Raw genomic sequence first — 26,127 nt, forward strand, 5'->3', positions numbered from 1 at the left:
TAAGAATTTAGGTAATATTATGGAAAAGAAAACTACAATTATATTGGTTATTTTAATTGCTCTTATTGCATGCGGTGTTGGAATAACTTTATTCGCTTCACCATCATCTATTTCTACAGATGGGAATACCACAATAACTGATATGGCAAATAGGACTGTAAATATTTCAAGTAGTGTTGATAGGGTGGTTGCTACAAGTCCACCTATGACCACTATCGTTTATATGCTGGCACCTGAAAAATTGGTTGGTGTAAACTTCCAATGGACTGATGAGGAACTAAAATATGTTCCGGATCAGTATAAGGATAAATTCCCAGTTATCGGTGGATGGTTTGGAAGTCAAGACGGTAATTATGAAGAGTTTATTGCTTCTGAGCCTAATTTGGTTATTGAAGGTATTGATGAAGGAATGGGTGTTGACCTATCAACTGTTGAAGAAAGACAGGAGAAGTTTGGTTCACTTCCTGTAGTGGCTGTAACTGACAATACAAATGTTACAAAGATAGACAATACGATAGAGTTCTTAGGCAAGCTTTTAGGTGCTGAAGATAAGGCAAATGAGTTAATTGCTTTTAATGATAAGTATTTGTCTCAAGTTCAATCCACTGCAAGCAGCATTCCAGATTCTGAGAAAAAATCTGTTTATTATGCTTCTGGTGAGGATGGATTATCCACTTATGCAAGTGGCGCTTCACATGGTCAATTGATTTCTCTTGTTGGAGGCAAAAACGTAGCAGACACTGAAGTTAAGGATAGCGGAAGTGAATTGACTGTTTCCATTGAACAGGTAATGTCTTGGAATCCTGATGTTATTATAGCCACAGATGAGGACTTTTATAATAAGGTTTATAATGATTCCAAATGGGCTAGCGTAAAGGCAGTTAAGGACCATAGAGTATATCTTTCTCCACAGTCTCCATTTAAGTGGTTTGATAGGCCACCAGGTGCTAATATAATTATAGGAGTTCCTTGGACTGCTAAGGTTATTTATCCAGATAAATATTCCAATATAGATATGGTTGGAGCTACTAAAGAGTTTTATAGCAATTTCTATCATTATGGCTTAAGTGATGAACAGGCTAAAGAGATTCTAACTTCTTCTGGTCTAAAGGGGTCTGATTTGTAGTTATTAACTTAATTGTTTGAGTTTGATTTAAGTTATTAGATCTCAAACTATAAGTTTTTAATTTTTATTAATTTTTTATAATTAATAAGTATCATTCTAAATGTTTCGATAGGAGTTTATTTGCTTTCTTATCGATTCTTTTTTTATTATGTCGAATTATTTTAAGGATTTGTATATATGAGTGAAAATTCTTCCTTTTCTGTGGATAATCTGGTTATTTATCTGCTGCTAATAGCATTGCCAATCTTTTTGTTCTTTGTATCATTTATGTTAGGTAGATATCCTGTGGCACCTATAGATGTTATAAAGACCATTCTAAGTCCTATATTTCCATCTTTGGCTGTGTCTCCTGAATTGAATTCCATCGTCTTTACAATAAGGCTGCCTAGGATTATAGCGGCTTTGCTTGTTGGTGCTGCCTTATCTATAGCTGGAGCTTCATTTCAGGGAATATTTAAAAACCCTCTTGTCTCTCCTGATCTTTTAGGAGTATCTATGGGAGCAGGTTTTGGAGCGGCCATTGCTATTTTAGCAAATGCTGGAAATGCTTTGATTCAACTTTCTGCCTTTGTCTTTGGTCTTATTGCAGTATTCATTACATTTTCAATATCAAAGACATATAAGGCCGGAGGAATTTTACTCCTTGTGCTCTCTGGTACTGCAGTCTCTGCATTCTTCAATGCATTGATTTCAGGAGCCAAATTTATGGCAGATCCTTATGATAAATTGCCTCAGATTACCTATTGGCTTATGGGCAGTCTCTCTGCAGTTAATTTTGATAAGCTGGCAATGATAATCATTCCATTGGTGCTGGGAATAATTGTCGTCATGATTTTAAGATGGCATTTGAATGTCCTCTCTATGGGTGATGAGGAAGCCCAATCATTGGGATTGAACCCATCAAGACTTAGATTGATTGTTATTATTGCCTGTACTTTAGTAACATCTGCTGCAGTTTCAATCAGTGGAATTATAGGGTGGATAGGTCTTGTTGTTCCTCATATGACTCGTATAATTGTAGGTCCAGACCATAAGATACTTATTCCAGCTTCATTAAGCATAGGGGCAAGTTTCCTATTGCTCATTGACAATATTTCAAGAACTTTCATATCAATTGAAATTCCTATTGGTATTTTAACTGCAATTATTGGTGTTCCTTTATTCCTTTACTTGCTTAGAAAAGGCTATTCTGAGTGGAATTAGTATGGAGAGTGGATTTATTTGCTTAAGAATTGGCTATTCTGAGTGGAATTAATTTTTTGGAGAGTTTCTATGACAAAATTAGTAGAAGTTAAAGATGTTTCATTTTCCTATGACAAGGATTCTCCGATTGTCTTTGAGAATATTAATTTCTCAATTGAAAAGGGGGATGTATTATGTATTCTCGGTCCAAATGGAACAGGCAAAACAACTTTGATAAAGACATTGAACGGTCTTCATAAGGTTAATTCCGGTGAGATACTCTTAAATGGAACTAATATCAAGGAGCTTTCATTCAATGACATTGCAAAGCTTGTTGGATATATTCCTCAGGGACATATTCCTTCTTTTCCTTTTAAGGTATTCGATGTTGTATTGATGGGCAGGTCTCCTTATATCAATCTTACAGCTTCTCCAAGGGAGGAAGATAAGGAAATTGCTCTTAACGCTCTTAAGACTCTTGGAATAGAAGACTTGAAGGACAAAAGCTATACCAATCTAAGTGGAGGAGAAAGACAATTGGTCTTTTTGGCAAGGGTATTGGCTCAAGAGCCAGACCTTTTAATTCTTGATGAGCCTACAAATCATTTGGACTTTGGAAATCAGATAAAACTTCTTGAAATGATTGAACAACTGTCCGAGCTTGGCCTTGCAGTCATCATGTCTTCACATTATCCAGATCATGCATTTTTAGCAGCTTCTAAGGTAGCAATCATGAAAGACAAGAGCTTTATTGATTTTGGAACTCCAGAAGATGTTTTAACTGAAGAGAACTTGAATAAGGCATATGGCATAGATGTTAAGCTTGTTGAATTGGAAGACGATAGAAAAATATGTGTTCCTTTAAGGACTAATTTGGAGTTGGTTATGTCTAATTATTCTAAGAAGTACTCTAAGGATTGATTTGCGGTTGCTTATGACTGATTATTCTAAGAAGTACTCTAAGGATTGATTTGGGGTTGCTTATGACTGATTATTCTAAGAAGTACTCTAAGGATTGATTATTTAAAAGTAATTATATAGTATAAAAATTATAATTTAATTAATTAGAAAAAATTCTTTAAAGAAAATTTATTTAGTTTATTTTAACAAAGTTTTGATTATTTTATTTAAAACTTTATAAAAAACTTAAAAAGTATTTATTATTAAGTATGGTGTTAATATGGTAAGTGTAGAAGACTATGAAGAACAATTAGCTAAAGCTGGTGAATTCCACGGAGAAATCTGTGGTGGAATAGCTATCGGCACTAAACTTGCAATGTATGGTATGGAATTAATGGGCTTTGAATTAAACAAACGTCATAAAAACCTTATTGTATTTTTAGAAATCGACAGATGCATGTCTGATGCAGTTCAATCAGTCACTAAATGTTCTATGGGTAAAAGATCTCTTAAGCAAATGTATTATGGTAAATTTGCAGTGACTTTCTATAATATGGACACAGGGGAAGCCATTAGGGTTTCCGATGCAGATGCCAATAAGCAAGAAAAGAAAAGAGAAACCAGAGATGAAATGATTGAAAGATTTAAAAGAACTCCTGCTGAAGAGCTATTCAATGTGGAAAAGGTTCATGTTGAATTGCAACCTTCTCAAATGCCTGGAAAACCTCATACCAGTGTATTCTGTTCAGTATGTGGTGAAAAGGTTACTGACGGTCGCCATGTAAACCGTGGCGGTAAGCCTGTATGTATTCCATGTGCAGAAGGCGCTTATTATGAGTTAATAGATGAATAATTTCATCTTTATTTCTTTTTTTTATAATTCTATTTTTTCTTAATTTTTCTAATTCTCTTTTTTCAGTATCTGTTATTTTATCATATTTTAAATTTTTTTAATTTTTGGCTTTTTTATTTATTTTCTCTATGTTTATATGTAGATAGCATTTCTTATTTTTTTATAATTTTTATATAATTTTCATTATTTTAAATATTCGATTAATTAAATTGACTAAATAATATTTGATTTATAAATTTAGTATGGCTATTTTTATTTTAATTGCATCTAAAATGAATCATAAAATTTATATGTATTTTCCGACAATATTTTTTTAGAATTGATGGTGATTGATAAGGCATTCTTTTAGAATATCTTTACAAAGTTTTAAAATTTAGTCATCAAAAAATAGTTTAAAAAGAAAAAGGAGTAAAATAGATTAAATAAAAAAAGAAAGTAATATGTTTCAAATAAAGAAAAATAAAGAAAAAAATAAAAAATAAAAAATAAAATTAATTATTTTTTATTTAATTTGGAATCTCTGAATCTGGAACGTCATAAGCATAAACAACACTATAAATTCTATCCACCACATTTATCAAAGATCCTACAGATATTTCAATTGTGTTATTGCTGTCTAGGTAGTTTGACTTATCAAAGCTGAATGTACCTGTACCGTTTTCCACATAGAAATGAACTTCGGCCTTTTTGTCTGTATTTCTATTTATTGTGGCATAGATGTCGAATTTAGCGAGATTGATTGCAAAAGTGCCGTTTTTATAGAAATTGATTTTATAAGTTCCATTTTCATATTCAAGGGTGTTGAACTTGATTGTAGTGGACTTGATTCTAGGACACATTGTTCCAACCCCTACAATGCCGGTTTCATAGTCCCAGGTTCTAAGATTGTTTACGCCGTACCAGTTTGGATCTATCTTTAGCTTCATGCTGTCGTCCCATTGGCCGGCTCCATAGATTCCATTTGGATTTGCGCTCATTTCACCAAGAATCATTAGGCTAGGGCCTTCTGCATTTCTATAGATTGCATTGTCAGTTACCACTGGTTCAATTGCATTTTCTGCCAGGTCATAGCCTTCGTTGAATCTGATTCCTTCAAGTGAGTTGTCTGCAATCAGATTTCTTGTGATGACGATTCCTGTGCTCTTGTTTGCATCAACGGAAATTCCCATATAATTATTGCTGATATTGTTATCTGTGATTGTTATATTGGTTGCTGAATTATTAAGGAATGCTCCATAGCCTCTAGGGCCTTCTGGAACCTCTTCTGTGTACCATCCGATATTGTCAATTATTGTATTGTTGTAAATTTGGGTGTTGGAGTTTCCAAATCCGTATTTGATACCATAATTGTTTTCAGTAATGGTATTTTCTCTTATCACTGCATCATCGCTGTATTCCATATAGATTCCGCTTTCAAAGTGGTCTATATTGTTTTGTTCAATCAATGTTGCTTTGCTGTTTAATATTTCAATTCCATGCCCTGGAAGTATTGTGCTTCCATTATTGTAATCAGTCATTTTAGATGAATCCAATATGTTGCTTATTGTGTTTCCATCTATCACTGCTTCTTTTGTATTGTTAAGGATTATTCCATATCCTTCCCCATCTGTGGAGTTTACATTTATATTAAAGAAGCTTACTCCAATATTACCCCCTCTTAAATTGAAAACAGGGCTTGCTGATTTTCCATTTAATGTGGTATTTACGTCTGTGTAGATTAATAAGGTTTTGTTAATGTTTAGATTGACATCGTCGTAACTGTCACCTAAGAATTTTACATCATAATTTGGCTTAATTTCATCTATGATTCTTTGAATCTCGTCGTTTTTAAGGCCTTTATCGATATAAGCGGTTTCTATCTCATCTGTTATTGTGATTGAATTTGTGTTTGTTTTTGCATTGTACTGATCGTTTCCTAAGAATTTTGTGCTGATATTTTTATCATAGGCAAGATTTATTGTAAGATATGCTAAGCCATCTGCATCTGTGGTTCTGTTATATGTCTTCTTGCCGATAGTGAAGCTTATCTTTTCATTTTCCAATGGAATATTGTTTTTATCAGTAAGCTTTGCGCTGAACATTTGTCCTGATTTGTTGATATATGTTCTGTTGTAAGTTGTAAGTTCTGCAGCTGCTTTTGCTATTGTTATTGTATTTTCGGCACTTGCTGATGAATATGTGTCATCTCCGGCATACTTTGTTGTAATTGGGTATTTCTTAGTGTTTGCAAGGTTTATCTTTAAGCTTGCTTGACCATTTTCATTTGTAGTTCTTGTGTATGTTTTTTTGCCTAATGTGAAGCTTATTTCCTTGCTTGCTATTGGATTGCTGTTTGCATCCTTTAGGGTGACTGTGAAATTTTCACCGGATTTAGGAATGTAGGTCTTATCTGAGCTTTCGATATTTACTTTGTTTGCACCAGTTTTGATTGTTATTGTATTGGACTTTGAAACCTCGTTGTATTGGCTTGTCTTTTCGGATTTTGTAGTTATTGTGTATTTTCCAGTGTTTGCAAGGTTTATCTTTAAGCTTGCTTGACCATTTTCATCTGTAGTTCTTGTGTATGTTTTTTTGCCTAATGTGAAGCTTATTTCTTTATTTGCTATTGCCTTGTTGTTTGCATCCTTTAGGGTGACTGTGAAATTCTCTCCGGATTTTGGCAATAGATCTATGTTTGAGCTTTCTATTTTAGGGGTTTGTTTTTTAACGGTTAATTTAATTGTTTTTGAGCTTTTATTATAGTTTTCACTGCCTTTAAAGTTGATGTTGACAGTGTATGTCTTTGGATTTGATAGGCTTACCTTAAGATTTGCCTCACCGTTTTCGTCTGTAGTTCTTGTATATGTTGTTGAAATTCCAGAGATCTTGAATTGAAGGCTTTCTCCAGCTACAGGATTTCCGTTTTCATCAGTTAATCTTGCAGTAATCTTGTTTCCAGAGTTTGGAACAAGACTCATATCTGTTGCATTGATTGTGGTGTTTCTATAGCTTCCAGGGATATCTGAGTCATTTACATCAAAGGTCGCATATGGGTTGATGGTATATACATTATAAAGCCCTGGGAAACATGCGGTTATCTTATTTCCACTTTCTTTAAACTCTTTGTCTGTAAGATTTACAGTTGCAGTTCCGTTTTCCATTAGGACAGTTTTATAGATGTCTCCGCTTTGAGGCTCTGCATCGGTATTGTTTTTATTTAAATAGAAAGTCACATATATTGAGCTTATGTCGCTTGCAACGATGCCGTTGACATCTACAATCGAAACAGAGTATACTCCTTTTTTGACTTGGCTGATTGGACTGATCTCTAACTTATAGACCTCAGTTCCCCAAGTGGTGCTTGGAGCTTTAAAGAGAGTGGATCCGCAAACGGTTTCGTCTCTGTAGAATGCATATCCAAGGTAGACTACAGTCTTTCCAATGTCCCAGTCTCCATTTCCGTCCCCCACATAGACGTATAGATCATTTTCGCTGTCGTAAGTGAATGGGCCTCCGGCATATTTGCTGTATTCGATATGGTATGTGATTCTTTCGGTATGTCCTAAATAGTAATTGTTATTGTTTATCTCTAGGGTTTCAGCTCCTCTGGATGCATCCATATTTCTTACACGATAGTCGTTTAGGACTCCGTATTGTCCGTTTTGCTTGAGGAAGTTTCCTTTGATTTCAACTTTGGTGATATTTGAGTTAACATATATTCCAGCTCCGCTTGAGCTTTTAGAATTTTGATTGTGACCAATGAAGTTGTTTAGGATGTATACATAATCTCCAGAGTAGAGGTCTATTCCGCTATGCTGGTTATATGTGATATTGTTAGTGTGAATAGTTGTATCGTTGTTATTTATTCCTACATTGACACCTGTGACCTTGTTGTTTGTTATGTTATTGTTTGTTACGGTTGTTTTGCTTGAACCTGTAATGTTTATTCCAATGTTTGAATCCTTAATTAGGCAGTCAGCTATTTTTGTGTTTGTGGCATTTTCTATTCTTATTCCGTCACCGTCGCTGACTGTATTGATTGTACAGTTGATTATTTCTACATTCTCTGCTCCTCTTATGAGTATTCCATAGTCGTCATAGTCACCATATGTGTTTGTTAGATTGAATCCCTTTAGGACTGTTCCGCTAGCTTCAGGGCTTATGTAGAATATTCCATGTGCACCAGAGCCTTTTGTATTTGAAGGGCATGGGCTCATTGATGTTCCAATCTCGCTTATTATTGTCAGTGGCTTGTTAACTATGAAATGGCAGTGAACATATGACTTTCCGGTTATTATGATTGTATCTCCAGCATTTGCACTGTCTATAGCGCTTTGAATGGTTGGATTAGACATTTGGTTTTCATCTGAGCCGTCTACAGTGATTGTGGAGGATAGCTTGCTTGATTTTAGATTGGATTTTGCATTGCTTTGTTCTAATTCGTCTTCCCTAATCTGATTAGATTTATTTAAATTTGAATCTAGTTCTGTTTCTCTATTTAGGTTTGAATTGTCTATTCTTATGTCAGTTGGATTGTTTATATTGGAGTTATCGACATTATCGACATTATCAATATTAGCGATATCCTCATTATTATCAATATTATTTATATTATCCATATTAATTTCTTCATTATCCGTTGCAACAACAGATCCTATGCTTATTATTGTAATCAGTAATAATAAAGAAATTAATATTAAACTCTTATTCTTCATATTTCTCACTTTCTAATTATATCAGATTTAATATTTAATATTTATTTTTTTTTAAATTATACAATTATTAAATACTTAATGATTATCTTTGCAGTTTGATAAAAATCTTAATTTTTGTATATATTAACTATTGTTATATTTATTTCTCATATTATATAAACTAATATTCATATCTTTATATTTTTATTTATTAATCTTTTTCTATAATATAATTAATTATTTTTACTTATTTAAGTTAATTCTAATATTATTTTTCTGAAATAATGTCTTATTTAGCTTAAATTTGTAAAATTTCTTTCTTATTGGCTATAAAAAAAATGTATTTTTAATTGATTGTAATAATTAATTATTCTGGGTCTGACCTCAATATAACCCTAATTTTACTGTCTATTTTTGTACATTTGTCTTAAAAGTTACGAATTAAAAAAACATTTCTTTTCAAATGCTCTTAGATAATAGAGATTTCATATGGGAGGGATATATATCATCATGAAGACTTTTAGACAACAGCTATTGGAAGACCCTGAATTCCAGAACTACCTGTTGCAGAGACCGAACCTGACGGAGAGCAGCCTGCAGTCATACCTCAATGCCGCCACCAACTTCGTGAGGTTCACAGGGGAGCCGTTCTACAAGACCGTGCATGAGCTCAGAAGCCAGCAGAACGATAGGATTGAGAACAACATCATCATAAGGTTCAACCCGAACCAGTCAAGGATAAACATCATGCAGTTTGAGTTCATAGAATACCTCAAGGGAAGGGGCTGCACCGAGGTGAGCATAGACTCCTATGTCAGGTACATGAGGACCATACTGAGCACCTTGGGAATCATACTGCCCAAGTCTCCGAAGCTGGACGACACTCCACAGGACTGGTATCTCCTGACAAAGGACGACATAAAGTATGTCCTCGACACAGCAAATCTGCAGTACAAGGCGGTCATCAATTTCGCTGCCGTTACAGGACTGAGAGTGAGGGACATGAGGTCATTGACCATCAAGGACTTCATGACTGCGACCGAGGAGTACCATGGCTGCACGGAGGTCGAGGACTTCCTGGATTCAGCACCTGACGGGATGATAGGCTTCTGGGAGCTTTTCCCTCAAAAGACCAGAAAGTTCAGGCTTCCCTGCAAGGTGTGCAACACCCCTGAAAGCAGCGACCTTTTGCTTTTCTCATTGAATGAGCGTGTGAAGTACTTTGAATGGAAGAACGAGAAGGACGGCACTGACCTGAAGATCACCAAGAATGACCCTCTCTTTGCAAGCCGCCAAAGGAAGTACAAGAACTTCATAGCGCCCAACAGCATAAGCTGGACCCTGTCCCAATACAGCGAGAAGCTGAGCGCCGAGAGGGAAAGGGTCTTCAAGTACAAGCTGGAGCATGGCGAGATCAGTCAGGAGACCTATGACGAAAGCGTTGCGACAATCCCCAAGTTCCATGCGCATGGGCTCAGGAAGTTCTTCATCTCAACATTGGCTAAGAACCGTGTGGATGCAAGGATAAGCGCACTTATGGAAGGGCACAAGGCTCCGCTGGTAACGGATAGCCACTACATCAACAACGATTACCTGAAGGAGACAATCAAGGAGGAGTACATGAGGTGCATTCCTGACTTGAGCTTCGAGAATGTTGAGGTCCGTTTCCTTACAAGCGAGGAAAGGAAATCCTTGCAGCAGAAGATAGATGAGCTTCAGGAAGAGAACGAGAACATGAAGAAGGACATGGAGAAGTACATTGACGATGCCGTCCATGAGAAGATGAAGGACGCCTTCGAGAACTGGCTGAACATTCAGGACTCAAAATGAATTTTCGATTTTGGAGAATAATGAAATTATTCTTCTTTTTTTACTTTTTTTAATAAAAACCACAAGCATATCTACATACATCAATTCCTTTTCACTGATTCCAACACTACTTTTAATTAAATTAAATATCACTGTCATAATTATGGCTACTGTTCATATAACTTATATTTTGATAAAATATGTAATTAATTAAATTTGCTTCAACTTGTTTTCCTGAAACTGTGCCGAAAAACTTATAAGTGAAACTGCAATTTTTAACAATATGACATCAATATTATAATCATCTCGTAATCACAAACACGGAAATTCATTAAGTTTATATATGTGAGTCAAAAGACCGAAAATTAGGAAACACTTATGGAGGTTGAAAATGAATACATTAAAAATAGAATGTTCAAAAGATGATTATATCATAAAGACTGCAAAGGCAAATTCTGAAAATGAGTTGAAAGTTGAAGTTCCTGAGAACTGGAACTGCGACTATGTGAATGCTGTCCTGTGGGAAGAGGACATCTGCGAAGTGCTTGAAAAGGGTGATGAAAGAATGCTTTTGATTCCTATGTGCGGTGAACTGCTTCTTGAAGGAGTGCAGGAAGATGAATACATAAAGTACATTTGCCTTCCTGTAAAATATCAAGATCAGATGGTTTTGATTGCAAAAATTTAATTTTTATTTTATGGAAAGTGTTATAGAGGCAGATTTTTCCCTTGTTCAATAAAGGTTTTTACGAAAGCGTCAAATCTTGCCTTTTTTTCATTATCAGAAGCAAACCATCCATTTTTTATTTTAAAAGTAAGTACTGTGCCATTGTGCAATGTTAAAGTAACTAGTTCATTCACTTCCTGTTCAGGATATTCCAATTCACAAACTTCATCATAATAAAGTTTAGTTGCGGTTCCATCAATATTTAATATCATCTTCTCTTTGTCAAAAAGAACTCTACACTCTTTATACTTTGCACGAGTCACTTTTTGTCTTGTATAGGTTTCACTTGGATAATGCTGGCTAATTGAATTGAACTTGCCTCTTGATGTTACTGTTTGAGCAGGTATGCGCACTATCTCAGTTTCAGTCTTAGGCTTTCGAGTTCGTATTTTAATAGTATATGACCCTTGAATCATATTGTGATAAGAGTTTTGTAAATAAATATTATACTCTTTTTCTAGATATTCTTCATATGCTTTATCTTTTGCTTGAAGCTCTTGAATTTTCTTTTCATCTTCTATTAATATTGTACCGCAATCTGGGCAGATTTTCCCATAACTGTCCATTACTTTTTTACATTTTGGACAATACTTTTTAGGTATGAATGTTTTAATATCAATGCCTTCTGACTGAATTTCATCAATTTTTTTCATTGCTTCAATAATTTCATTTTCAGAGTAGTTCATTAAAACATAATGGATTATATCTTTTTTAAAAATAAATTTATCATATATGTTAAAATATGTGGAGAATAAAATTAATCTATCTTCATTATATAAATCGTCATATAATTTATAGAAGAGTTTTTCGTTTCTTGTCATATTATTTTTTGCTTTACTTTCGATCTTAACTTTTTTCATTCCCATATTGTCATCCCCTTTTTAAAAATTAAAACATAATAATATTTTGTTTTTCTATATTTAATTATTTTGTTAATTTTTTTACACTTGAAGATTGAGCTCGATTACTTTTCAAATGCTCTACTCTGAATTTTATATGTAGCACTTAACCAATATTATATCATCTCTTGGTGAGAAATTTTTAAAAAAGACAGTCGAAATTCTTTTTTTTATGAAGGGGAAATTTCAATGAAAACACAAGATCTAATTAATATAATAAATGATGAGGAATCTCCTGTATTCCTCAACAGGGAAGTCTTTGAGATGGACTATGTGCCGGACATCTACAAATACAGGGACGAGCAGCTGGCGAAAATGGCGATGTACTGCAATTCAATACCTGACAACATAGCTCCCAAGAACCTGCAATTGTGCGGAGGCAATGCGACAGGAAAGACCACAACATTAAAGCAGTTCTTCAAGATGTTGAACGAGGCTTTTCCAAACATAGTAACAGTCTACATCAACTGTCAGCTGTTCAACACAGAAAACACAGTCTACGGAAAAATATACAACAAGCTGTACGGAGTAAAGGGCTCGATAAACGGCAAGTCAAACACCATGCTCTTCGACAAGATTGTCGCAAGGCTTAAGAAGGAAAATAAGATATTGATTATAGGCTTGGACGATTTTGACAGCTTCAAGTCTCGCGATGGGCTCAACAAGATGCTTTACAACTTCCTGAGAATCCATGAGGCTGAGGAAGGCATACAGATCTGCATCTTCACCGTCAGCAACAAGGAGAATCTGAAGCTTGCTCCTTCCGTCGAGACAATCTTCAACAGGGTTCCGATATTCTTTGACCAGTACTCCTTGGAGCAGATGTACCACATACTGGACGACAGGTGCGCCTTCGGTTTCTATCCTGGCGTGATAAGCGATGAGCTGGTGAGGGTTGTTGCCGGCAAGTCCTATGACCTGGGCAATCTGAGGTATGGCATTAAGCTTCTGAGCGCTGCCGGTCAGAAGGCTGAAGTCTTTGGTGATGGAAAGATAATAAGGAATTTTCTTGATTGAAATTCCTTTTTCCTCCTCTTTCATATATTTAAAAAGTTATGAATCTAAAAGCGTATTTTTCAATTTCATTTTCTATAATTCTTACTGGGTCTCCATATGTCATGCCGTTTCCTGGAGTGTGATATAAGAATTGGCCTTCAAAAAATCCTTCTTCAATTATTCTTTTTTGTTTCAATATTTTAGCCAAGCCATCCAATTCATCAACAGGAATATTAAAATAGTATGAAGAACGAATGAATATTTTATCGTATTTTTCATCGTCAATTTCAACATCAAATACATAACTTTCTTTTGCAGAACCAAAAACATCAAATTCAAATTGGAAGTGTCCTAATGTCATTACAAACGCTCTATTATCGTTTAATATGTAAATTGAACAATCCTCTTCTAAATAATTTTTAAAAATTTCGTTTAATTCTTTAAGAGTAAAATCATACTTTATTTCATGTTTTAGTTTTGATTTAGAATCCATTGATATAAAAATTTCATTTGTTGAATGGGATTTAAAAATATTAGTTATTTCGTATAATTTTCTTTCTCGTCTAAGGAATAGTGGTGTCTTTTCATTTTGGGTTCTGTTCATTGGATAAGTAGAGGCTATTTGATTTATGCTCTGAGTATGTAATGTAGGATATTCTGATTTTTTATAAATTTCAAACCCAAAACTTTCTTCAATCAAGTTTACATCATCATAGAAATTTATAAAGTCCTGATCTCCTATTTCTCCATTTTTGTACCATTCTTCTGCTTCATTTATAGGTATGTTACAATGAATACAGGATATGAAGGGGCTTCCTTTGCTTTCCATAGTTTCCAATATAAGATTCATCTTTTCTTGAAGAGACATGCTGATTGTATCTTTTCCATCGCATTTTTCCAAAAACATTTTATCACCAAAATTTGAATAATGTTATATTTAAATATGTTAAACTATTTTTTTAAACTTTACTTTTTAAATGAAATTTTTACACTTGAAATGCAACTACCCCTCGGGTCGGGTCGGGTCACGTTGACTGCTTATATACAACCTAAAACATAGAATAAAGTAGTTATTGTTAGTGAAATAATTTGTAAAAAATAGCGGTTTTTTATGAAATTTATTTTAAGAAAATCAGTCAAAATCAGTACTAGCTTCGCAGAGTAAAATGCAATATTGGCGTATTGTAAATTACTCTCCACTAGCTGTTGCATGTAAAAAAAGAAAACATTGGACGTGTAATCATTCTTTTTATGCAACATTTTATATATTGAACTTTCAAATATTTAAAATCTTGCTTTTTATGGCTAAACAGCAGCTATTAAGCCGTATTGATTTGAATCTACTTTTTTTAATATATTTCCAAAACTTTTTGCTTATTATCTAAAAATCTCATAAAGAGATTATTTTTAGAAAATAAGAACAATTTAATCTCTATTTTTTATTTAAAAAGTTTTAAATACCAAGAATAACATATAACTAAATAAGGAAGATTATTTTAAGTTGGCGCTTGATAATTTTCCTTAAACTAAAATTTGGACGTGTAATCATGGAAAAATTAATCGAAATTGACGGAGTTCAATACACAGAAGCCCAAATCAGAAGGGCTTTAGCCATTGAACGAGACGTGCGCTCTCCTAATTTCGTTGATATGTTATTGGGAAAGATCAAACCTAGCGAACTTGCAAGCAGAGTTTCTGAAAAAGGTGATGCCTAATGTGCTATGTGGGAAACACCAGGACATTGGTCTATCACACAGAGGACTGCTTCTGCAACCACTGGCTGTTGAACGAGAACAAGACCATTCTAGAGGAAAAGCCTGTAGACATGAAACCTTGCAGCTTCTGCAAACCACAGTTTGACACTGAATAGGTGTTGGATATGGTTGCAGAGATGGTTGAAAACATCAGGAAAGGAGAAGGAGATGGATATTCCATCTACCCTCCTTTTTCCTGCATTGTTTTCCTACAAGGCAAAAAGTATTCCGAATGCTGCTGCAAGGCTGAGGCAAGGGATCAGAAGTTTGCACTTGTGAACCTTGTAGGCTTCAGAAGAGAGGATGTCAAGGTCATAGACCCAAGGACCAACGAGGAGCTGTTCGTATGAGCATGCTTGCAGACTTCGAGCCTGCAAGGCTCCACAAGAGGACATGGGCTGAAAGGCATGATGTCGAAATCCTTGCTGTCATATGCCTTGCCATAAGCATTGCAATGCTACTTCTTTTCTTTGCGCTTGCAGAGCCGACTGTTGCAGGAGTGATTTAGATGACTAAGGAATTTGAGGACTTCATGAGAAGGAACACAGGACTGCTTGTTTTCTTGAGATGGGACACAGTGGCATATCTGAAATACCTTGAGTCCCATTATGACGAAAGGAAGTACGAATGCGCTTACAGATTGTTGGAGGCAATCGACAATCTCTTTGACTTCTACCAGATAACCTTCAGCAAAAAGACTGAAAGGGAAATTCCTGACCAGCTTTTTGAAAAGGACAAGATAAACAAAGGCTTCCTTTCACACATAGGAAAGGCTTGCAAAAAGCAGTCTGATTTTTACGGTCAGAGATGGAAGTCCACAAGAGGAATCAGAGATGCCTACGGACACTATTCCGCAGGAAACTTCCTGTTTGCAGACATCTACGGTTGCCTGCACAGGATAAGCGACGATTGCTACAGGATTTTGAACTTTAGCGAATATGAAATTGAGGAGAAAGCATGAATGAGATAGTTACTACAACTAACGAGAATAATGTACCTGTCGACGTTGACTATGCCATCGAGGAATGGAAGGCATACCAGCGATTGACCAGAGAGCTATTGGACGAAACAGATTATCAGACACACAGAGGCAGGAAGTACAAGACCAAGAGCGCTTGGCAGAAGTACGCACGTGCCTTCAACATAAACACACAGATAATCGACAAGGAAATCGTCAAGAATGACAAGGGAATCGTCATTGAGGCTGAGTATACTGTCAGAGCCACCTTGCCTAACGGACGCTTTGTCGAGTCAGACGGAAGCTGCGACAGAAGAGAGTCCGGAAAGAGGGAAATGAGCAACCACAGCATAAAGGCGACAGCCAAGACCCGTGCAACCAACAGAGCCATAAGCGAGCTCATCGGTGCAGGGGACGTCAGCGCTGACGAATTGGATCCTGCATTCGACAAGGTGCAGCACAGCAAGACCAATCATGTCATTGAGGCGGAAGTTGCAGAGATAATTGAATCTCCGTATGACAAAAATGCGGGTTTTGAGACTGCCGACAAGATTGAGCCTGTGGATGAGGACCCTGTCTGCAAGAATTGGGTGAAGACCATCTGCAAGACAATCAAGGCAGAGGGAAAGCCTTGCCTTAAAGGTGTCCTCATCCAGAAGGCTAGGACCATAGGCACCATGACCGACGAGGAAAGGAACAGGCTCATCGAGTACATAAAGACACTTCCGAAGGGAGAGGTGAACCTCGATGATTGAGTGCATACAGGAAGAGGGAGACTTCACGGATTGGGAGGTTCCTTCCTCCTCTTCCGACATCAAGTACATAGTTTCAGTGGATGATGAGGGAAACCTGTTCTGCAGCTGTCCTGACTTCTATTACAGGAAGTCCAGGATGAACCCTCACATCTCAAACCCTGAATCCTATTGCAAACACATCAGACAAGTCTTGGAGGAGGACAATAGATTGCAAATGCTCTAGCAAAATTTGAATTTTATTTATCGAACAAAGATTTTACCATATTAAAAGAGGTGAAATAATGGATAATATAAATAAGACAAAAACAAGTTTAGCTAAGTTTGAAGAGTTTTTCAGCACTGTATACAAGGACGAAGTCATGGAAGTTTTGGAAAAGTATCCTGAGGAAAGGACATTGGTTGTGGACTATGAGAATTTGGAAATGTTTGATCCTGATTTGGCAGACTTGTTGATTGAAAAGCCTGACGAAGTAATCGCAGCTTCACAGAAAGCAATCAAGAACATTGACCCATTGATGAAAGATCCAAAGTTGGACATCAAATTCAAAAATGTGTCAAACTGCATTGATTTTGTGAATGCAGACAGCAAATACATTGGAAAGTTAATATCTTTTGAAGCCAAAGTCATGGAAGCTAAGGAACCTAAACCAATACTTGACATTGCAGTCTATGAATGTAGGGGTTGCATGAGTTTGCGTGAAATACCTCAAACCATCAATTCAAGTTTAGAACCATCACTATGTCCAGAATGTGGAGGGAGGTCTTTTAGACTGCTACAAGATGAATCAGAGTTCTTGGAATCACAGCTATTGATTGTCTCTTCTGATGACACTTCTAAAAGTTTAAAGGTTCTTCTGCTAAGGGATGAATGCTCTTTTGACTTGTATTCCATGGGTCAGGAAGTAAGAATAACTGGCATATTGAAATCTTTTTCTTCTAATTATGGATATGAATATTTTTTAGAATGCAATTTAATTGAAATATTAAATGATTCTGAAGATTCTGAATATGATGAATATGGCAACAGAAACAGTCCAGAGTATCGAACCTGGCAAAAAGTAGTCATAGATTCAGACAGAGTATGCCAATGCTGTGGAGGATCTAAGCATTTGGAGGCTCACCATATCTTCAGCTATCAAAATAATCCAAGTTACAGGGTTAATTTGGAGAACGGCATTGCTTTATGTAAATGGTGCCATAGCAAATACCATAGTTATTATGGCAAGGACGCCTCTCCAAAAAGCCTAATTAGATTCTTAAAAAGATTTGGGAGGTATGATGGCTAACAAGATTAGAGTTAATCTCACGGTTGACCCTAATTTGTGGCAATTAGCAAAAGACAAGTTACCTTGCAGCAGAAGCGAATTCTTTGAGAATCAGTTGAAGATGTTCTTAGGGATTGAAGATGACGAGTCGGAAATCATTAAGGACATCCAAACCAAAGAAAATGAGATTAACGCACTAAGAGACAAGTTATGTCATGTTCGCAAATCAAAGCAGTTGAAATTGGAATCAAACAAATCTATGGAGAAGGCTATGGCAAGCTTAAACAGAATGCACAAGAAATATGGGAAAATCGGAGAGAACCAGATTAGGAACCTCGCCCATGTTCACAAGGTTGACTTTGATGACTTGAAGAAGGAATGTCAGGACAACTGCATGAACATATTTGAATTTGCAGAAGTTCCTAAGCATGATAGCGTAATGTGAAAAAAGGTTTATGAGACCCGAATAAGTATTAATACGTATTATAAGTATAAATACGTATTCCATAATTATTTGTTTTTTCAAAAAACCTTTATGGAAGTCGAGTAAGTATTGGTACGTATTATAAGTATAAATACGTATCCTATACTTACTTTATTTTTTTTAAAATTTTTTATTTATTATATTATATTATTATAAATAATTTTTTTTTATTTATTTATTTATTTAATTGATGGAGTTGTTTTTGATGACAATTGGAAGTTTGGACAATTTTGGAAAGTCAGATGGAGAAAACATGAACCCTGAAGATTTCGACTGTTCTGTTTTCTTTGAAATGTACAAGGCACTTTTTGAGATATTGGATGTTGAAGTTGGCAGCTTCGCTGAACTCTTGGATGTGTACAAGAATGTCGAGATGGATTACACCTTGAAGAGACATGCCCTCAAGCAGAAGGAAATCCTTTACTGGTTCAATACCGACTGGAAGGAGGAACTTGGAAAGGAAAAGCCGACCGAAAAGGACAAGGAGAAATGGATCAGGCAGAAGATTGGTTATGACTCCTTCGTGGTCGAGCAGCTAGAAGTCAAGCTCAAGCACATCAGAAGAATGTATGAAACCGCTTTGAAGCATTCCTTTGAGGCAATAAAATGAATGTGAAAACAGTCATGAATGACCTTATAGGATTGTCAAAGGAGTTCGAGGGAGTGGAATATGAGATTGAATCCAAAAATTCAATCTACTTCTATTCCTTTCCAAAGTACATGAAGGAAGGCATTGTGATTCTGAAATATTCCGCAATCTATGACCTGCACACCATATTGAAAGGCATGGATGGAATCATAGTGGACATTCTGGAGGTTGAGGACAATCCTGGTGATGAGAAGAAGGATTTGCTATATGTGCAGATTGAGGTGAAGGAATGATTAGCGACGAATGGGAAGAGGAATACTATGTCAAGGTCAACGAGGAACTGGAGCAGGTGGAAGTCAGGTTTTTCAGCAAGGTCGACAGGCTCGTCTTTGCTCAATCCTACTCTTCTTCATCTTCCTTTTCCTTTGAGGAGGCTGAAATCCTGTGCGACAGGATATGCGACATACTGACAAACGATTTGGGAAATGCCAAGTATTATCTAGGAGGAAAAGATGAATTATAGGGAATGGGTTGCAAGCCAGTTCGAGCTGAGGATGACTGAGGACGGAAGGGTTTGCTTCAAGACACCATGCAGCTACTACACATTTTCAAAGGAGGACTTTGAGATAATAAGGGAGATGTTCCTTAATTTCGAGTCCTGAATACACACCACAAAATCACCATGGAGCTATTTTTTATGTTTTTATTCGTTTTGATCACCAGCTCCATGAATCATTTTCACACATAAGGAGCATTGCTTATGGATAGAATAAAGGAATTGAATGTATGCGGAACCTGCAAGCACAGCCATTTGATTCCAGACATCAACGGAGAGATAGCAGTGAACATTTGCAGGATAGGTTCAGAGGCTGTCAACAAGGACGGAGGACTTACATATTGCGTAGACTGGACACCAAGGAGGAAGCTGTCATGAGGTTCAAGTGTCCGTACTGCGGAAAGGTGAAGGAAGTCAGTGCCTTTAAAATCTTATTTAAATGGATTTTGCACCATGAGCTTAGGGTTTGGTGCGAAAAGTGCTTCTACAGCACCCATTGGCACTTGAAGCTATGGAGGAGAAACTATATCCGGAAGGAAGTCAAGCAAGCCAGACTCGAAAAGAAGCAATGATAATATGTTAAGTAAAAAAGAAGCCATACAGATGACGCTGGACAATGAGAAGCACTATCCTGTTAAGTGCAAGTACTGCGGAAAGCCGTTCACCAAGTCTCACAACAGGCAGATGTACTGTTCAGACAGTTGCAGACGGAATGCCTTGAGGGAACAGAAGGCAAGATACCAGGCTAAAAGGAGGCTAAAAATAAAGCAGAAAGTGCTGATTGTAGATGAATACAAGAAATACGGTTTGGGTAGCTATGGAACAAGTGCGAACGGACACAGAAAGAACAATTTTTCACATGAGTACATGGCTATTCAAAAGGAGATGAAAAGAATAGGATTGAAGAGATAATCATAATCTTGTTTTCCTTATATTTTCTTCAAAATGTTTATTTGCCAATATAAATGTTTTTTCTTGGTTAAAATTAAATATTTTAGTTAATGAAGGTCTATGTACCCTAGCATATGAAGAAATATGTATTATTTCTTTATTGTCTTTCCTCATCTCCTCATTGAATCTATCATTATGAAATTTAAAAAACATGTTCGGATTTTTTGGGCTACGGAAATATAATTTTTTGTTTTGTAGGAAGTAATGGATATTTATTTTATAATTATAATTCCCATTTTCTAATATATTTTTTATTTCATCAGATGTTGTTCCATAATTCACTTTATAAATAATATATTTCACAGGTAAACTTGATGGAAAAACTTTATATCTCATTAGCCCATCAATGACTTCAACATATTTGCTAGTTTTTTCATCATTAATACTATTTGAGCTTCTTTTCACTTTTTTTTCAGGAATTATAACTCTTAGTTTATTTCCACAATAAATGCAGAATTTATCATTTTCTTCTACTTTATTTCCACAGTTAGGACAAAATTTAGCCAAATACATTCACCTTCTTAAATTATAATTAATTTTATCTTTAATTGTTATAAATAAAATACATTTCTAATTTTCCACTATGTTTGTTGAAGAGGAACGAAGGAAAGACTGGAAAGCAATTCTCCCAAACAAACATAGCGGAAAATGATTCCATTTTTTGCTATTTTTACAAATTGTTTTACATCATTTTTTCTGGTTTTTTCGTTTAGGTTGTTTCTTTTTTCCGGATTTCAAAGGTAAAATCAAATCCATCATCTCGTTCGGTTATGGTTATGGAACGTTTTCTTTGCCAATTTAGGAGATTGCTTTGCATATTCCTTCCTTCTCTTCAAGGGTTCGTGTTTGTCTGGGGACACGGCAGTTTTCATCACCCCTTTTTCCTGCCGTGCCCTTGGAAAACTCTGTTTGTTTAATATATTTCCTAGTTTGAAAAAATGTAGAAGGTACATGACGTATCTTCTACTTTTTTTTTAGAAGATTTTCGAGAAGTGATTATGATGATTTATGATAAAGCGACAGTTACAAGCCTCATAGTGGCTATCCTATTGCCATTGATGAGCATGTTAGGAATCGGAGAATTGACTCAGAACTACATATTGGCAATAGTGAGCGGTATGATAGCCCTTGTGGTTTGGTACTACAACGAGAAGCACAACAGCGATTTGGTGAGCGGAACCACCAAGTGCGACTGCGAGCTTTGCTATGGGGGAGACGATGAAGCACTTATATGAGATAATCCCTTACAGGAGGACTGTTTGGATTACAGGGTTCCTGAAGACAACAGTCTCCTCGGCAATGATAACCACTGGCGTAGTGATATTGTTCAACAGCATAACCGAGCACCCTTACTTCATGGAGTGGGACGAGATAGGAATCGTTCTTGGAATCGTTTCCATCACCATCGCCTGCATTTACATAGCGATGATAGACAGATGGAAGGAACGCAGGAAGAAGGAGGAGCTTGACACGATAGAGGACTACATAAACAGGAAGGCTGAGGAGATAGCGAACATGAAGGTATTGAGGAAACTTGAGGAATTGGAAGAGGAATGACTATGATAGAAATCAGCACCATAAAGATCACCGACATAAAGCCTGCCGAATACAATCCGAGGATAATGAGCCAGCTTGAACACACAAAGCTCAGGAACTCCATGGAGACATTCGGAGTGGTTGACCCAATAATAATCAACCTGAAGAACAACCACATCATAGGAGGGCACCAAAGGTACGAGGTCCTTCTGGACAAGTCCATGGAGGACAACGAGTTCATAAAGGAGCTCCACCTCATCAGGCTTGGAGATGTAGGCTGGGCATTCCCTGAGTCAGACCTCGAGGTCGAGGACGATGACCATGAGAAAGCCTTGAACCTGGCTCTCAACAACATCGAGGGTGAGTGGGACCTGCCAAAGCTGGAACCCATATTGACAGATTTAAAGGATGTAGGATTCGACATTGAACTTACAGGATTCAGCGACATCGAGCTTACCGAGCTCAATCTGGAGAACAACCTTGTCTTTGCGGAGGAGTTCGAGCCTGACGAGAGCGAGGAGGATGTCGACTTGGAGGACATTTACGATGAGCCTGTAAAGGAAATGCTCCAATGCCCTGCATGCGACCATGTTGATGTTGTGAAAAGGTTCAAGAGAGTCGATTCACAAGGAGATTAGGAATGAAGATCTACTTGGCGGCAGCGGACACCATGAGCGAGGACATCATAAGGCTCCTGCCGGTTGCCAAAAGGCTTCACTGGAACCTGTTCAGCTACTACTATCTCCTGACCCTTAAGAAGATGGAGGACTATGACATCATAAGGAAGGCTTCAAAAAAGCGTCCTTATAGACAGCGGAGCGCACAGCTTCCAGAAGGGTAAGAAGGTTGACTGGGACAGGTTCACCAAGCAGTACGCCGACTTCATACAGGACACGGACAACGAGAAGGTCCATGGATACTTCGAGATGGACGTCGACAACCTGCTGGGATATGACAAGGTACTGGAATTGAGGTCTTTATTGGAGGAGGTCACGGACAAGGTGATACCCGTATGGCACAAGAACCGCGGAATCAAGGACTTCAAGCAGATGTGCCAGGACTACAATTTCGTCAGCATAAGCGGCTGGAGAAACGAGGACGTCAAGGATGACCAGTTCATCCATTTCGTCAGGCATGCACACAGGAACGGCTGCAGGATTCACGGATTGGGATTGACACGGAGAAAGGTTCTCGACAGGGTTCCCTTCGACAGCGTCGACAGCAGCAGCTGGCTCCAGACCATATTGTATGCAAGGCTTGGGCAGAAGCAGTTGGATTCCAAGTTCGCAACCGAAAGGAGAGGCGATCTGGCGGTGCTGTCCTACATCAAGTGGATGAAGACACAAGAAGAGTACTACAAGAAATGGAGACATTATCATGATTAATGAAAGGATAAGACCTTATTTGAATTTTAGCTTCAATGACAAGAAAGTCATTTTCGTCACATTGTTCGTTGTGAGCAATCTGATAAGCAACCTGTTAGCCATCAAGGTTTTCAACTTGGGATTTTGGGGATTGACAACCGATTGCGGAAATCTCCTGTTCCCGTTAGGATACCTTATGGCAGACGTGATTACAGAAGTCTATGGAGAGAGGACAGCTCGAAGGGTCATATTGCTTGGGCTCTTTGCAAACATATTGCTGATTGTGGCTACCACATTGACTGTCTACATGCCGTATCCAAGCTATTGGACAGGACAGGGAGCGTATGCCTACATGTTCGGATTCACTCCTAGAATCGTGCTTGCAGGGTTCATAGCATACTTGGTGGGACAGTTCGTGAATGCGAGACTTATGGTGCTCATCAAGAAATGGACCAACAGCAAGTACCTGTTCATGAGGACAATCGGATCTACACTTGGAGGGGAGCTTTGTGATAGTTGCATATGCAGCAGCATTGCTTATTACGGTATTGTGCCTAACTCTGGCATATTGCTATTTATTCTTATGCAGTATGTTGTTAAGGTTACTTGGGAAGTGGTGATGCAGCCTCTGACATACAAGTCAATCGCTTGGGCTAGAAAAGACGGATAGGTGATGGCAATGCCCGAACCTTGGGAAAGGCAAAGGGACGAGAACGGAAAGCTTGAGCCAATAAAGGCATTCGAGTACTTCACCGAGTACCTGACAATGGACAAGCCACGAAGCATGAGGGTTCTGTGCGAGAGGCTCGGCAAGAAAGATGGGTATATTAGGCAACTTCATGCCTACTCATCCACATGGAACTGGGTCGAAAGGGCAGAGGCATACGATGAACACATAATATTGAAGAAACGGTTAAGGAAAGAGAAGTTTTACGATGAACTTGTCGAATCCGAGCTTCCCAATTTAAGGAAACGGCTCGAATACTACAACAAGAATATGAATGACATCGAAACCGACATGACAACCAAGCCCACAAGCAAGGCTCATGCCTATGACAAGAACAGCAAGGCGCACAGCACAACCCTGAATGAAATATTGCTGATGATCGGCAAGCCTACCGAAATCAAGGAAACCAGCCTTGAAGCAGACATTGAAAGCGACAACAAGATTGATTTGGAGAACAGGGTCGAGGTAGACATTACAAGCGACGAGTTCATGGAAAGCGAATTGGAATACATGAGAAAGATGATTGAAGAAAAGTGAAGTATGATGTATGACAGCTGCAAGCAGGGTGAATGCTCACGGAACAATGGGTCTTGGAAGATGGAGCATTTACATAAACAACGGATTCTGGAAGCCTAGGGACTTTGATGTCCTGATAATAGAGCTTCTGCAATATGCAATTCAGGGACGGGTGAGCGGCATATTGCTGGGAGTTCCCTCAAGGCACGGAAAGTCCACACTTATCAGTAAGAACTTTTGCAGCTATTTTTTATCATATTTCCCTAATGAGCAGGTCATCCTTTCAAGCTATTCGCAAGGATTGGCAAGTGAGTTCGGAGGACAGGTGAAGGACATTGTCAATCATTACGGCTACCTTTCACCGTACAAGCCGACCATCAGGTCTGATAGTAAGGCTAAAAACAAGTTCAAGCTCAATGAGCCTTATCGTGGACAGATGTTGAGTGCAGGTGCTGGCGGTTCAATCATGGGATACGGTGCAGGTCTCCTTATTGTCGATGACCCTATCAAGAACGTCGCTGAAGCCGAATCCAAGGTACGTCAGGCAAAGCTCAAGGACTGGTGGGGAGGAACCATCAAGTCAAGGGTCCAGAGGAGAAGCAACGGACTTCCTCCTATCAAGATTGTCATTGCACAAAGACTTCATTTAAAGGATTTGCATGGAATCATAAAGGAGACAGAGCCGACAATACCTGCAAATGACGCATTCAGGATTTTAAGGAACGGAGGCTCAATCGACCCTAACACATGGGTTGACTTCAACCTTCCTGCAATCTGCGACAGCGAGGACGATATTCTTGGAAGAAAGATAGGTGAAGTGCTTTGGGAAGAGCAGAGAGACTATGAATGGCTCATGGCTGAAAAGAGAAGCATGGGCTCATATCTCTTTAATAGTATCTATCAAGGACAGCCTGTAGAGCGTGATGGTGAGATATTTAAAAGAGAATGGTTTCAGGATGAGGTCAATCACAAGCTCACATGCCTCATTGACCCTAAGGACATTCCGAAGGACTTGCCTCAGCTCAGATATTGGGATTTCGGTGCAAGCGGAGACGCTGGTGACGGAACCTCTGCAATCTTGACTAGCTATGATGGAGAATATCTGTATGTTCTGGATCTTGTTGCAGGAAAGTTTTCAAGTCTTAAAGTATTGAAAACATTTAAGAGACTTTGTAAAAAGGACGGAAAACAAACTCGTGTAATGGTCGAGCAGGAGCCTGGAAGTGGCTCAAAACTATTGATTAAGAAGTTTAGGAGAGAAGAGGATTTAAGAGGATACAATATTCGTGCAGATAAGGTTCAGGTCAGTAAAAAAGTCAGGGCTTTTGACCTTGAAGGTCTTGCAGAGGACAGGAGAATCAAGATGGTTCCAGCCCATTGGAACAATAAGTTGATTGACCAGTTGGTGGCATTTACAGGTGAAGATGGTGGAGAGGATGATATAGTGGATACTATTACTGGCTCTTGCAGGTTCTGGACAAGACCTAGAAGAAGAGTTAAAGCGTGA

Annotated in this window: 33 protein-coding genes; 29 read left to right on the top strand and 4 right to left on the bottom strand. The window is 37.6% G+C overall.

What is annotated here, in order from left to right; translation table 11 throughout:
- Nucleotides 1–19 precede the first annotated feature (19 nt).
- The 4 genes from MRU_RS01340 to MRU_RS01355 all read left to right on the top strand — a co-directional run bounded on the left by MRU_RS01340 (nt 20) and on the right by MRU_RS01355 (nt 4,061).
- On the top strand, nt 20–1,126 hold the full coding sequence (locus MRU_RS01340) for an ABC transporter substrate-binding protein (RefSeq protein ID WP_012955059.1): 1,107 nt from the start codon (nt 20–22) through the stop codon (nt 1,124–1,126).
- Nucleotides 1,127–1,303: 177 nt separating this feature from the next.
- Nucleotides 1,304–2,329 (top strand): FecCD family ABC transporter permease, encoded by a 1,026-nt coding sequence (locus MRU_RS01345; protein ID WP_012955060.1) that lies wholly within the window; start codon nt 1,304–1,306, stop codon nt 2,327–2,329.
- A gap of 69 nt (nt 2,330–2,398) precedes the next feature.
- Nucleotides 2,399–3,229, top strand: a complete 831-nt coding sequence (locus MRU_RS01350) for an ABC transporter ATP-binding protein (protein ID WP_012955061.1) — start codon at nt 2,399–2,401, stop codon at nt 3,227–3,229.
- A gap of 259 nt (nt 3,230–3,488) precedes the next feature.
- Complete coding sequence (locus MRU_RS01355; RefSeq protein WP_012955062.1) at nt 3,489–4,061, top strand: FmdE family protein; 573 nt, start codon at nt 3,489–3,491, stop codon at nt 4,059–4,061.
- A gap of 506 nt (nt 4,062–4,567) precedes the next feature.
- Here the strand turns inward: MRU_RS01355 and MRU_RS01360 are convergent.
- Nucleotides 4,568–8,755, bottom strand: a complete 4,188-nt coding sequence (locus MRU_RS01360; protein ID WP_012955063.1) for a right-handed parallel beta-helix repeat-containing protein — start codon at nt 8,753–8,755, stop codon at nt 4,568–4,570.
- 468 nt (nt 8,756–9,223) lie between these two features.
- On the opposite strand from MRU_RS01360, the gene MRU_RS01365 reads away from it, so the two are divergent.
- Together MRU_RS01365 and MRU_RS01370 are read left to right on the top strand one after the other, a co-directional pair.
- Complete coding sequence (locus tag MRU_RS01365) at nt 9,224–10,564, top strand: tyrosine-type recombinase/integrase (RefSeq protein WP_012955064.1); 1,341 nt, start codon at nt 9,224–9,226, stop codon at nt 10,562–10,564.
- A gap of 370 nt (nt 10,565–10,934) precedes the next feature.
- A complete protein-coding gene (locus tag MRU_RS01370; RefSeq protein WP_012955065.1) occupies nt 10,935–11,231 on the top strand; it encodes a hypothetical protein in 297 nt (98 codons plus the stop codon).
- Between the two features lie 20 nt (nt 11,232–11,251).
- Here MRU_RS01370 and MRU_RS01375 read toward each other — a convergent pair whose 3' ends face one another.
- Nucleotides 11,252–12,136 carry a hypothetical protein gene (locus MRU_RS01375; protein ID WP_012955066.1) on the bottom strand — a complete coding sequence of 295 codons (885 nt, stop codon included), beginning with the start codon at nt 12,134–12,136 and terminating at the stop codon, nt 11,252–11,254.
- 222 nt (nt 12,137–12,358) lie between these two features.
- Between MRU_RS01375 and MRU_RS01380 the strand changes: the two genes are divergently transcribed.
- On the top strand, nt 12,359–13,186 hold the full coding sequence (locus MRU_RS01380; RefSeq protein WP_012955067.1) for an AAA family ATPase: 828 nt from the start codon (nt 12,359–12,361) through the stop codon (nt 13,184–13,186).
- A gap of 28 nt (nt 13,187–13,214) precedes the next feature.
- Here the strand turns inward: MRU_RS01380 and MRU_RS01385 are convergent, their stop codons facing one another.
- A complete protein-coding gene (locus MRU_RS01385) occupies nt 13,215–14,072 on the bottom strand; it encodes a hypothetical protein (RefSeq protein WP_012955068.1) in 858 nt (285 codons plus the stop codon).
- Nucleotides 14,073–14,712: 640 nt separating this feature from the next.
- On the opposite strand from MRU_RS01385, the gene MRU_RS11845 reads away from it, so the two are divergent.
- The 14 genes from MRU_RS11845 to MRU_RS11865 all read left to right on the top strand — a co-directional run bounded on the left by MRU_RS11845 (nt 14,713) and on the right by MRU_RS11865 (nt 20,438).
- Nucleotides 14,713–14,880: a hypothetical protein gene (locus MRU_RS11845; protein ID WP_012955070.1), complete on the top strand. Its 168-nt coding sequence runs from the start codon at nt 14,713–14,715 to the stop codon at nt 14,878–14,880.
- Nucleotides 14,880–15,035 carry a hypothetical protein gene (locus MRU_RS11850; RefSeq protein ID WP_012955071.1) on the top strand — a complete coding sequence of 52 codons (156 nt, stop codon included), beginning with the start codon at nt 14,880–14,882 and terminating at the stop codon, nt 15,033–15,035. The genes MRU_RS11845 and MRU_RS11850 overlap by 1 nt, the downstream gene beginning before the upstream one ends.
- Nucleotides 15,036–15,044: 9 nt before the next feature.
- Entirely contained in the window at nt 15,045–15,269 is a 225-nt protein-coding gene (locus MRU_RS01390) for a hypothetical protein (RefSeq protein WP_012955072.1), read from the top strand.
- Nucleotides 15,266–15,427, top strand: coding sequence for a hypothetical protein (locus MRU_RS11855; protein WP_012955073.1), 162 nt, complete (start codon nt 15,266–15,268; stop codon nt 15,425–15,427). Before MRU_RS01390 ends, MRU_RS11855 begins: the two co-directional genes overlap by 4 nt.
- Before the next feature lie 24 nt (nt 15,428–15,451).
- Nucleotides 15,452–15,880 (top strand): hypothetical protein, encoded by a 429-nt coding sequence (locus MRU_RS01395; protein WP_143714277.1) that lies wholly within the window; start codon nt 15,452–15,454, stop codon nt 15,878–15,880.
- On the top strand, nt 15,877–16,632 hold the full coding sequence (locus tag MRU_RS01400) for a hypothetical protein (protein ID WP_012955075.1): 756 nt from the start codon (nt 15,877–15,879) through the stop codon (nt 16,630–16,632). The genes MRU_RS01395 and MRU_RS01400 overlap by 4 nt, the downstream gene beginning before the upstream one ends.
- Nucleotides 16,625–16,855 carry a hypothetical protein gene (locus MRU_RS01405; protein ID WP_012955076.1) on the top strand — a complete coding sequence of 77 codons (231 nt, stop codon included), beginning with the start codon at nt 16,625–16,627 and terminating at the stop codon, nt 16,853–16,855. The genes MRU_RS01400 and MRU_RS01405 overlap by 8 nt, the downstream gene beginning before the upstream one ends.
- Nucleotides 16,856–16,913: 58 nt before the next feature.
- The gene (locus tag MRU_RS11175) at nt 16,914–17,918 is read left to right on the top strand and encodes an HNH endonuclease (RefSeq protein WP_012955077.1); all 1,005 of its coding nucleotides are present in this window, start codon (nt 16,914–16,916) and stop codon (nt 17,916–17,918) included.
- Nucleotides 17,911–18,342 carry a hypothetical protein gene (locus MRU_RS01415; RefSeq protein WP_048812351.1) on the top strand — a complete coding sequence of 144 codons (432 nt, stop codon included), beginning with the start codon at nt 17,911–17,913 and terminating at the stop codon, nt 18,340–18,342. Before MRU_RS11175 ends, MRU_RS01415 begins: the two co-directional genes overlap by 8 nt.
- A gap of 292 nt (nt 18,343–18,634) precedes the next feature.
- Nucleotides 18,635–18,991, top strand: a complete 357-nt coding sequence (locus tag MRU_RS01420) for a hypothetical protein (protein ID WP_143714278.1) — start codon at nt 18,635–18,637, stop codon at nt 18,989–18,991.
- Nucleotides 18,988–19,263: a hypothetical protein gene (locus MRU_RS01425; protein WP_012955080.1), complete on the top strand. Its 276-nt coding sequence runs from the start codon at nt 18,988–18,990 to the stop codon at nt 19,261–19,263. Before MRU_RS01420 ends, MRU_RS01425 begins: the two co-directional genes overlap by 4 nt.
- The gene (locus MRU_RS01430) at nt 19,260–19,493 is read left to right on the top strand and encodes a hypothetical protein (RefSeq protein WP_012955081.1); all 234 of its coding nucleotides are present in this window, start codon (nt 19,260–19,262) and stop codon (nt 19,491–19,493) included. Before MRU_RS01425 ends, MRU_RS01430 begins: the two co-directional genes overlap by 4 nt.
- A 237-nt stretch (nt 19,494–19,730) precedes the next feature.
- Nucleotides 19,731–19,904, top strand: coding sequence for a hypothetical protein (locus MRU_RS11860; protein ID WP_012955083.1), 174 nt, complete (start codon nt 19,731–19,733; stop codon nt 19,902–19,904).
- Between the two features lie 339 nt (nt 19,905–20,243).
- Nucleotides 20,244–20,438: a hypothetical protein gene (locus tag MRU_RS11865; RefSeq protein WP_048812353.1), complete on the top strand. Its 195-nt coding sequence runs from the start codon at nt 20,244–20,246 to the stop codon at nt 20,436–20,438.
- Here MRU_RS11865 and MRU_RS01440 read toward each other — a convergent pair whose 3' ends face one another.
- Nucleotides 20,439–20,984: a zinc ribbon domain-containing protein gene (locus MRU_RS01440; RefSeq protein ID WP_048812354.1), complete on the bottom strand. Its 546-nt coding sequence runs from the start codon at nt 20,982–20,984 to the stop codon at nt 20,439–20,441. It abuts the gene before it with no gap.
- Nucleotides 20,985–21,478: 494 nt separating this feature from the next.
- Between MRU_RS01440 and MRU_RS01450 the strand changes: the two genes are divergently transcribed.
- The 8 genes from MRU_RS01450 to MRU_RS01485 all read left to right on the top strand — a co-directional run bounded on the left by MRU_RS01450 (nt 21,479) and on the right by MRU_RS01485 (nt 26,127).
- Nucleotides 21,479–21,712 carry a hypothetical protein gene (locus tag MRU_RS01450; protein ID WP_048812356.1) on the top strand — a complete coding sequence of 78 codons (234 nt, stop codon included), beginning with the start codon at nt 21,479–21,481 and terminating at the stop codon, nt 21,710–21,712.
- Nucleotides 21,696–22,034, top strand: a complete 339-nt coding sequence (locus MRU_RS01455) for a hypothetical protein (RefSeq protein ID WP_012955087.1) — start codon at nt 21,696–21,698, stop codon at nt 22,032–22,034. The genes MRU_RS01450 and MRU_RS01455 overlap by 17 nt, the downstream gene beginning before the upstream one ends.
- Nucleotides 22,035–22,036: 2 nt before the next feature.
- On the top strand, nt 22,037–22,651 hold the full coding sequence (locus tag MRU_RS01460) for a ParB N-terminal domain-containing protein (protein ID WP_048812357.1): 615 nt from the start codon (nt 22,037–22,039) through the stop codon (nt 22,649–22,651).
- Nucleotides 22,652–22,653: 2 nt separating this feature from the next.
- Nucleotides 22,654–22,854: a hypothetical protein gene (locus MRU_RS01465; protein ID WP_012955089.1), complete on the top strand. Its 201-nt coding sequence runs from the start codon at nt 22,654–22,656 to the stop codon at nt 22,852–22,854.
- Between the two features lie 85 nt (nt 22,855–22,939).
- Nucleotides 22,940–23,398, top strand: a complete 459-nt coding sequence (locus tag MRU_RS01470) for a hypothetical protein (protein ID WP_012955090.1) — start codon at nt 22,940–22,942, stop codon at nt 23,396–23,398.
- Nucleotides 23,391–24,047 (top strand): queuosine precursor transporter, encoded by a 657-nt coding sequence (locus MRU_RS01475; RefSeq protein ID WP_012955091.1) that lies wholly within the window; start codon nt 23,391–23,393, stop codon nt 24,045–24,047. Before MRU_RS01470 ends, MRU_RS01475 begins: the two co-directional genes overlap by 8 nt.
- Nucleotides 24,048–24,278: 231 nt before the next feature.
- Nucleotides 24,279–24,641, top strand: a complete 363-nt coding sequence (locus tag MRU_RS11635; protein WP_143714279.1) for a hypothetical protein — start codon at nt 24,279–24,281, stop codon at nt 24,639–24,641.
- A 10-nt stretch (nt 24,642–24,651) separates the two neighbouring features.
- Complete coding sequence (locus tag MRU_RS01485; protein ID WP_012955093.1) at nt 24,652–26,127, top strand: phage terminase large subunit family protein; 1,476 nt, start codon at nt 24,652–24,654, stop codon at nt 26,125–26,127.

It is taken from the genome of Methanobrevibacter ruminantium M1 (assembly GCF_000024185.1).
Taxonomy (GTDB): Archaea; Methanobacteriota; Methanobacteria; order Methanobacteriales; family Methanobacteriaceae; genus Methanobrevibacter; species Methanobrevibacter ruminantium.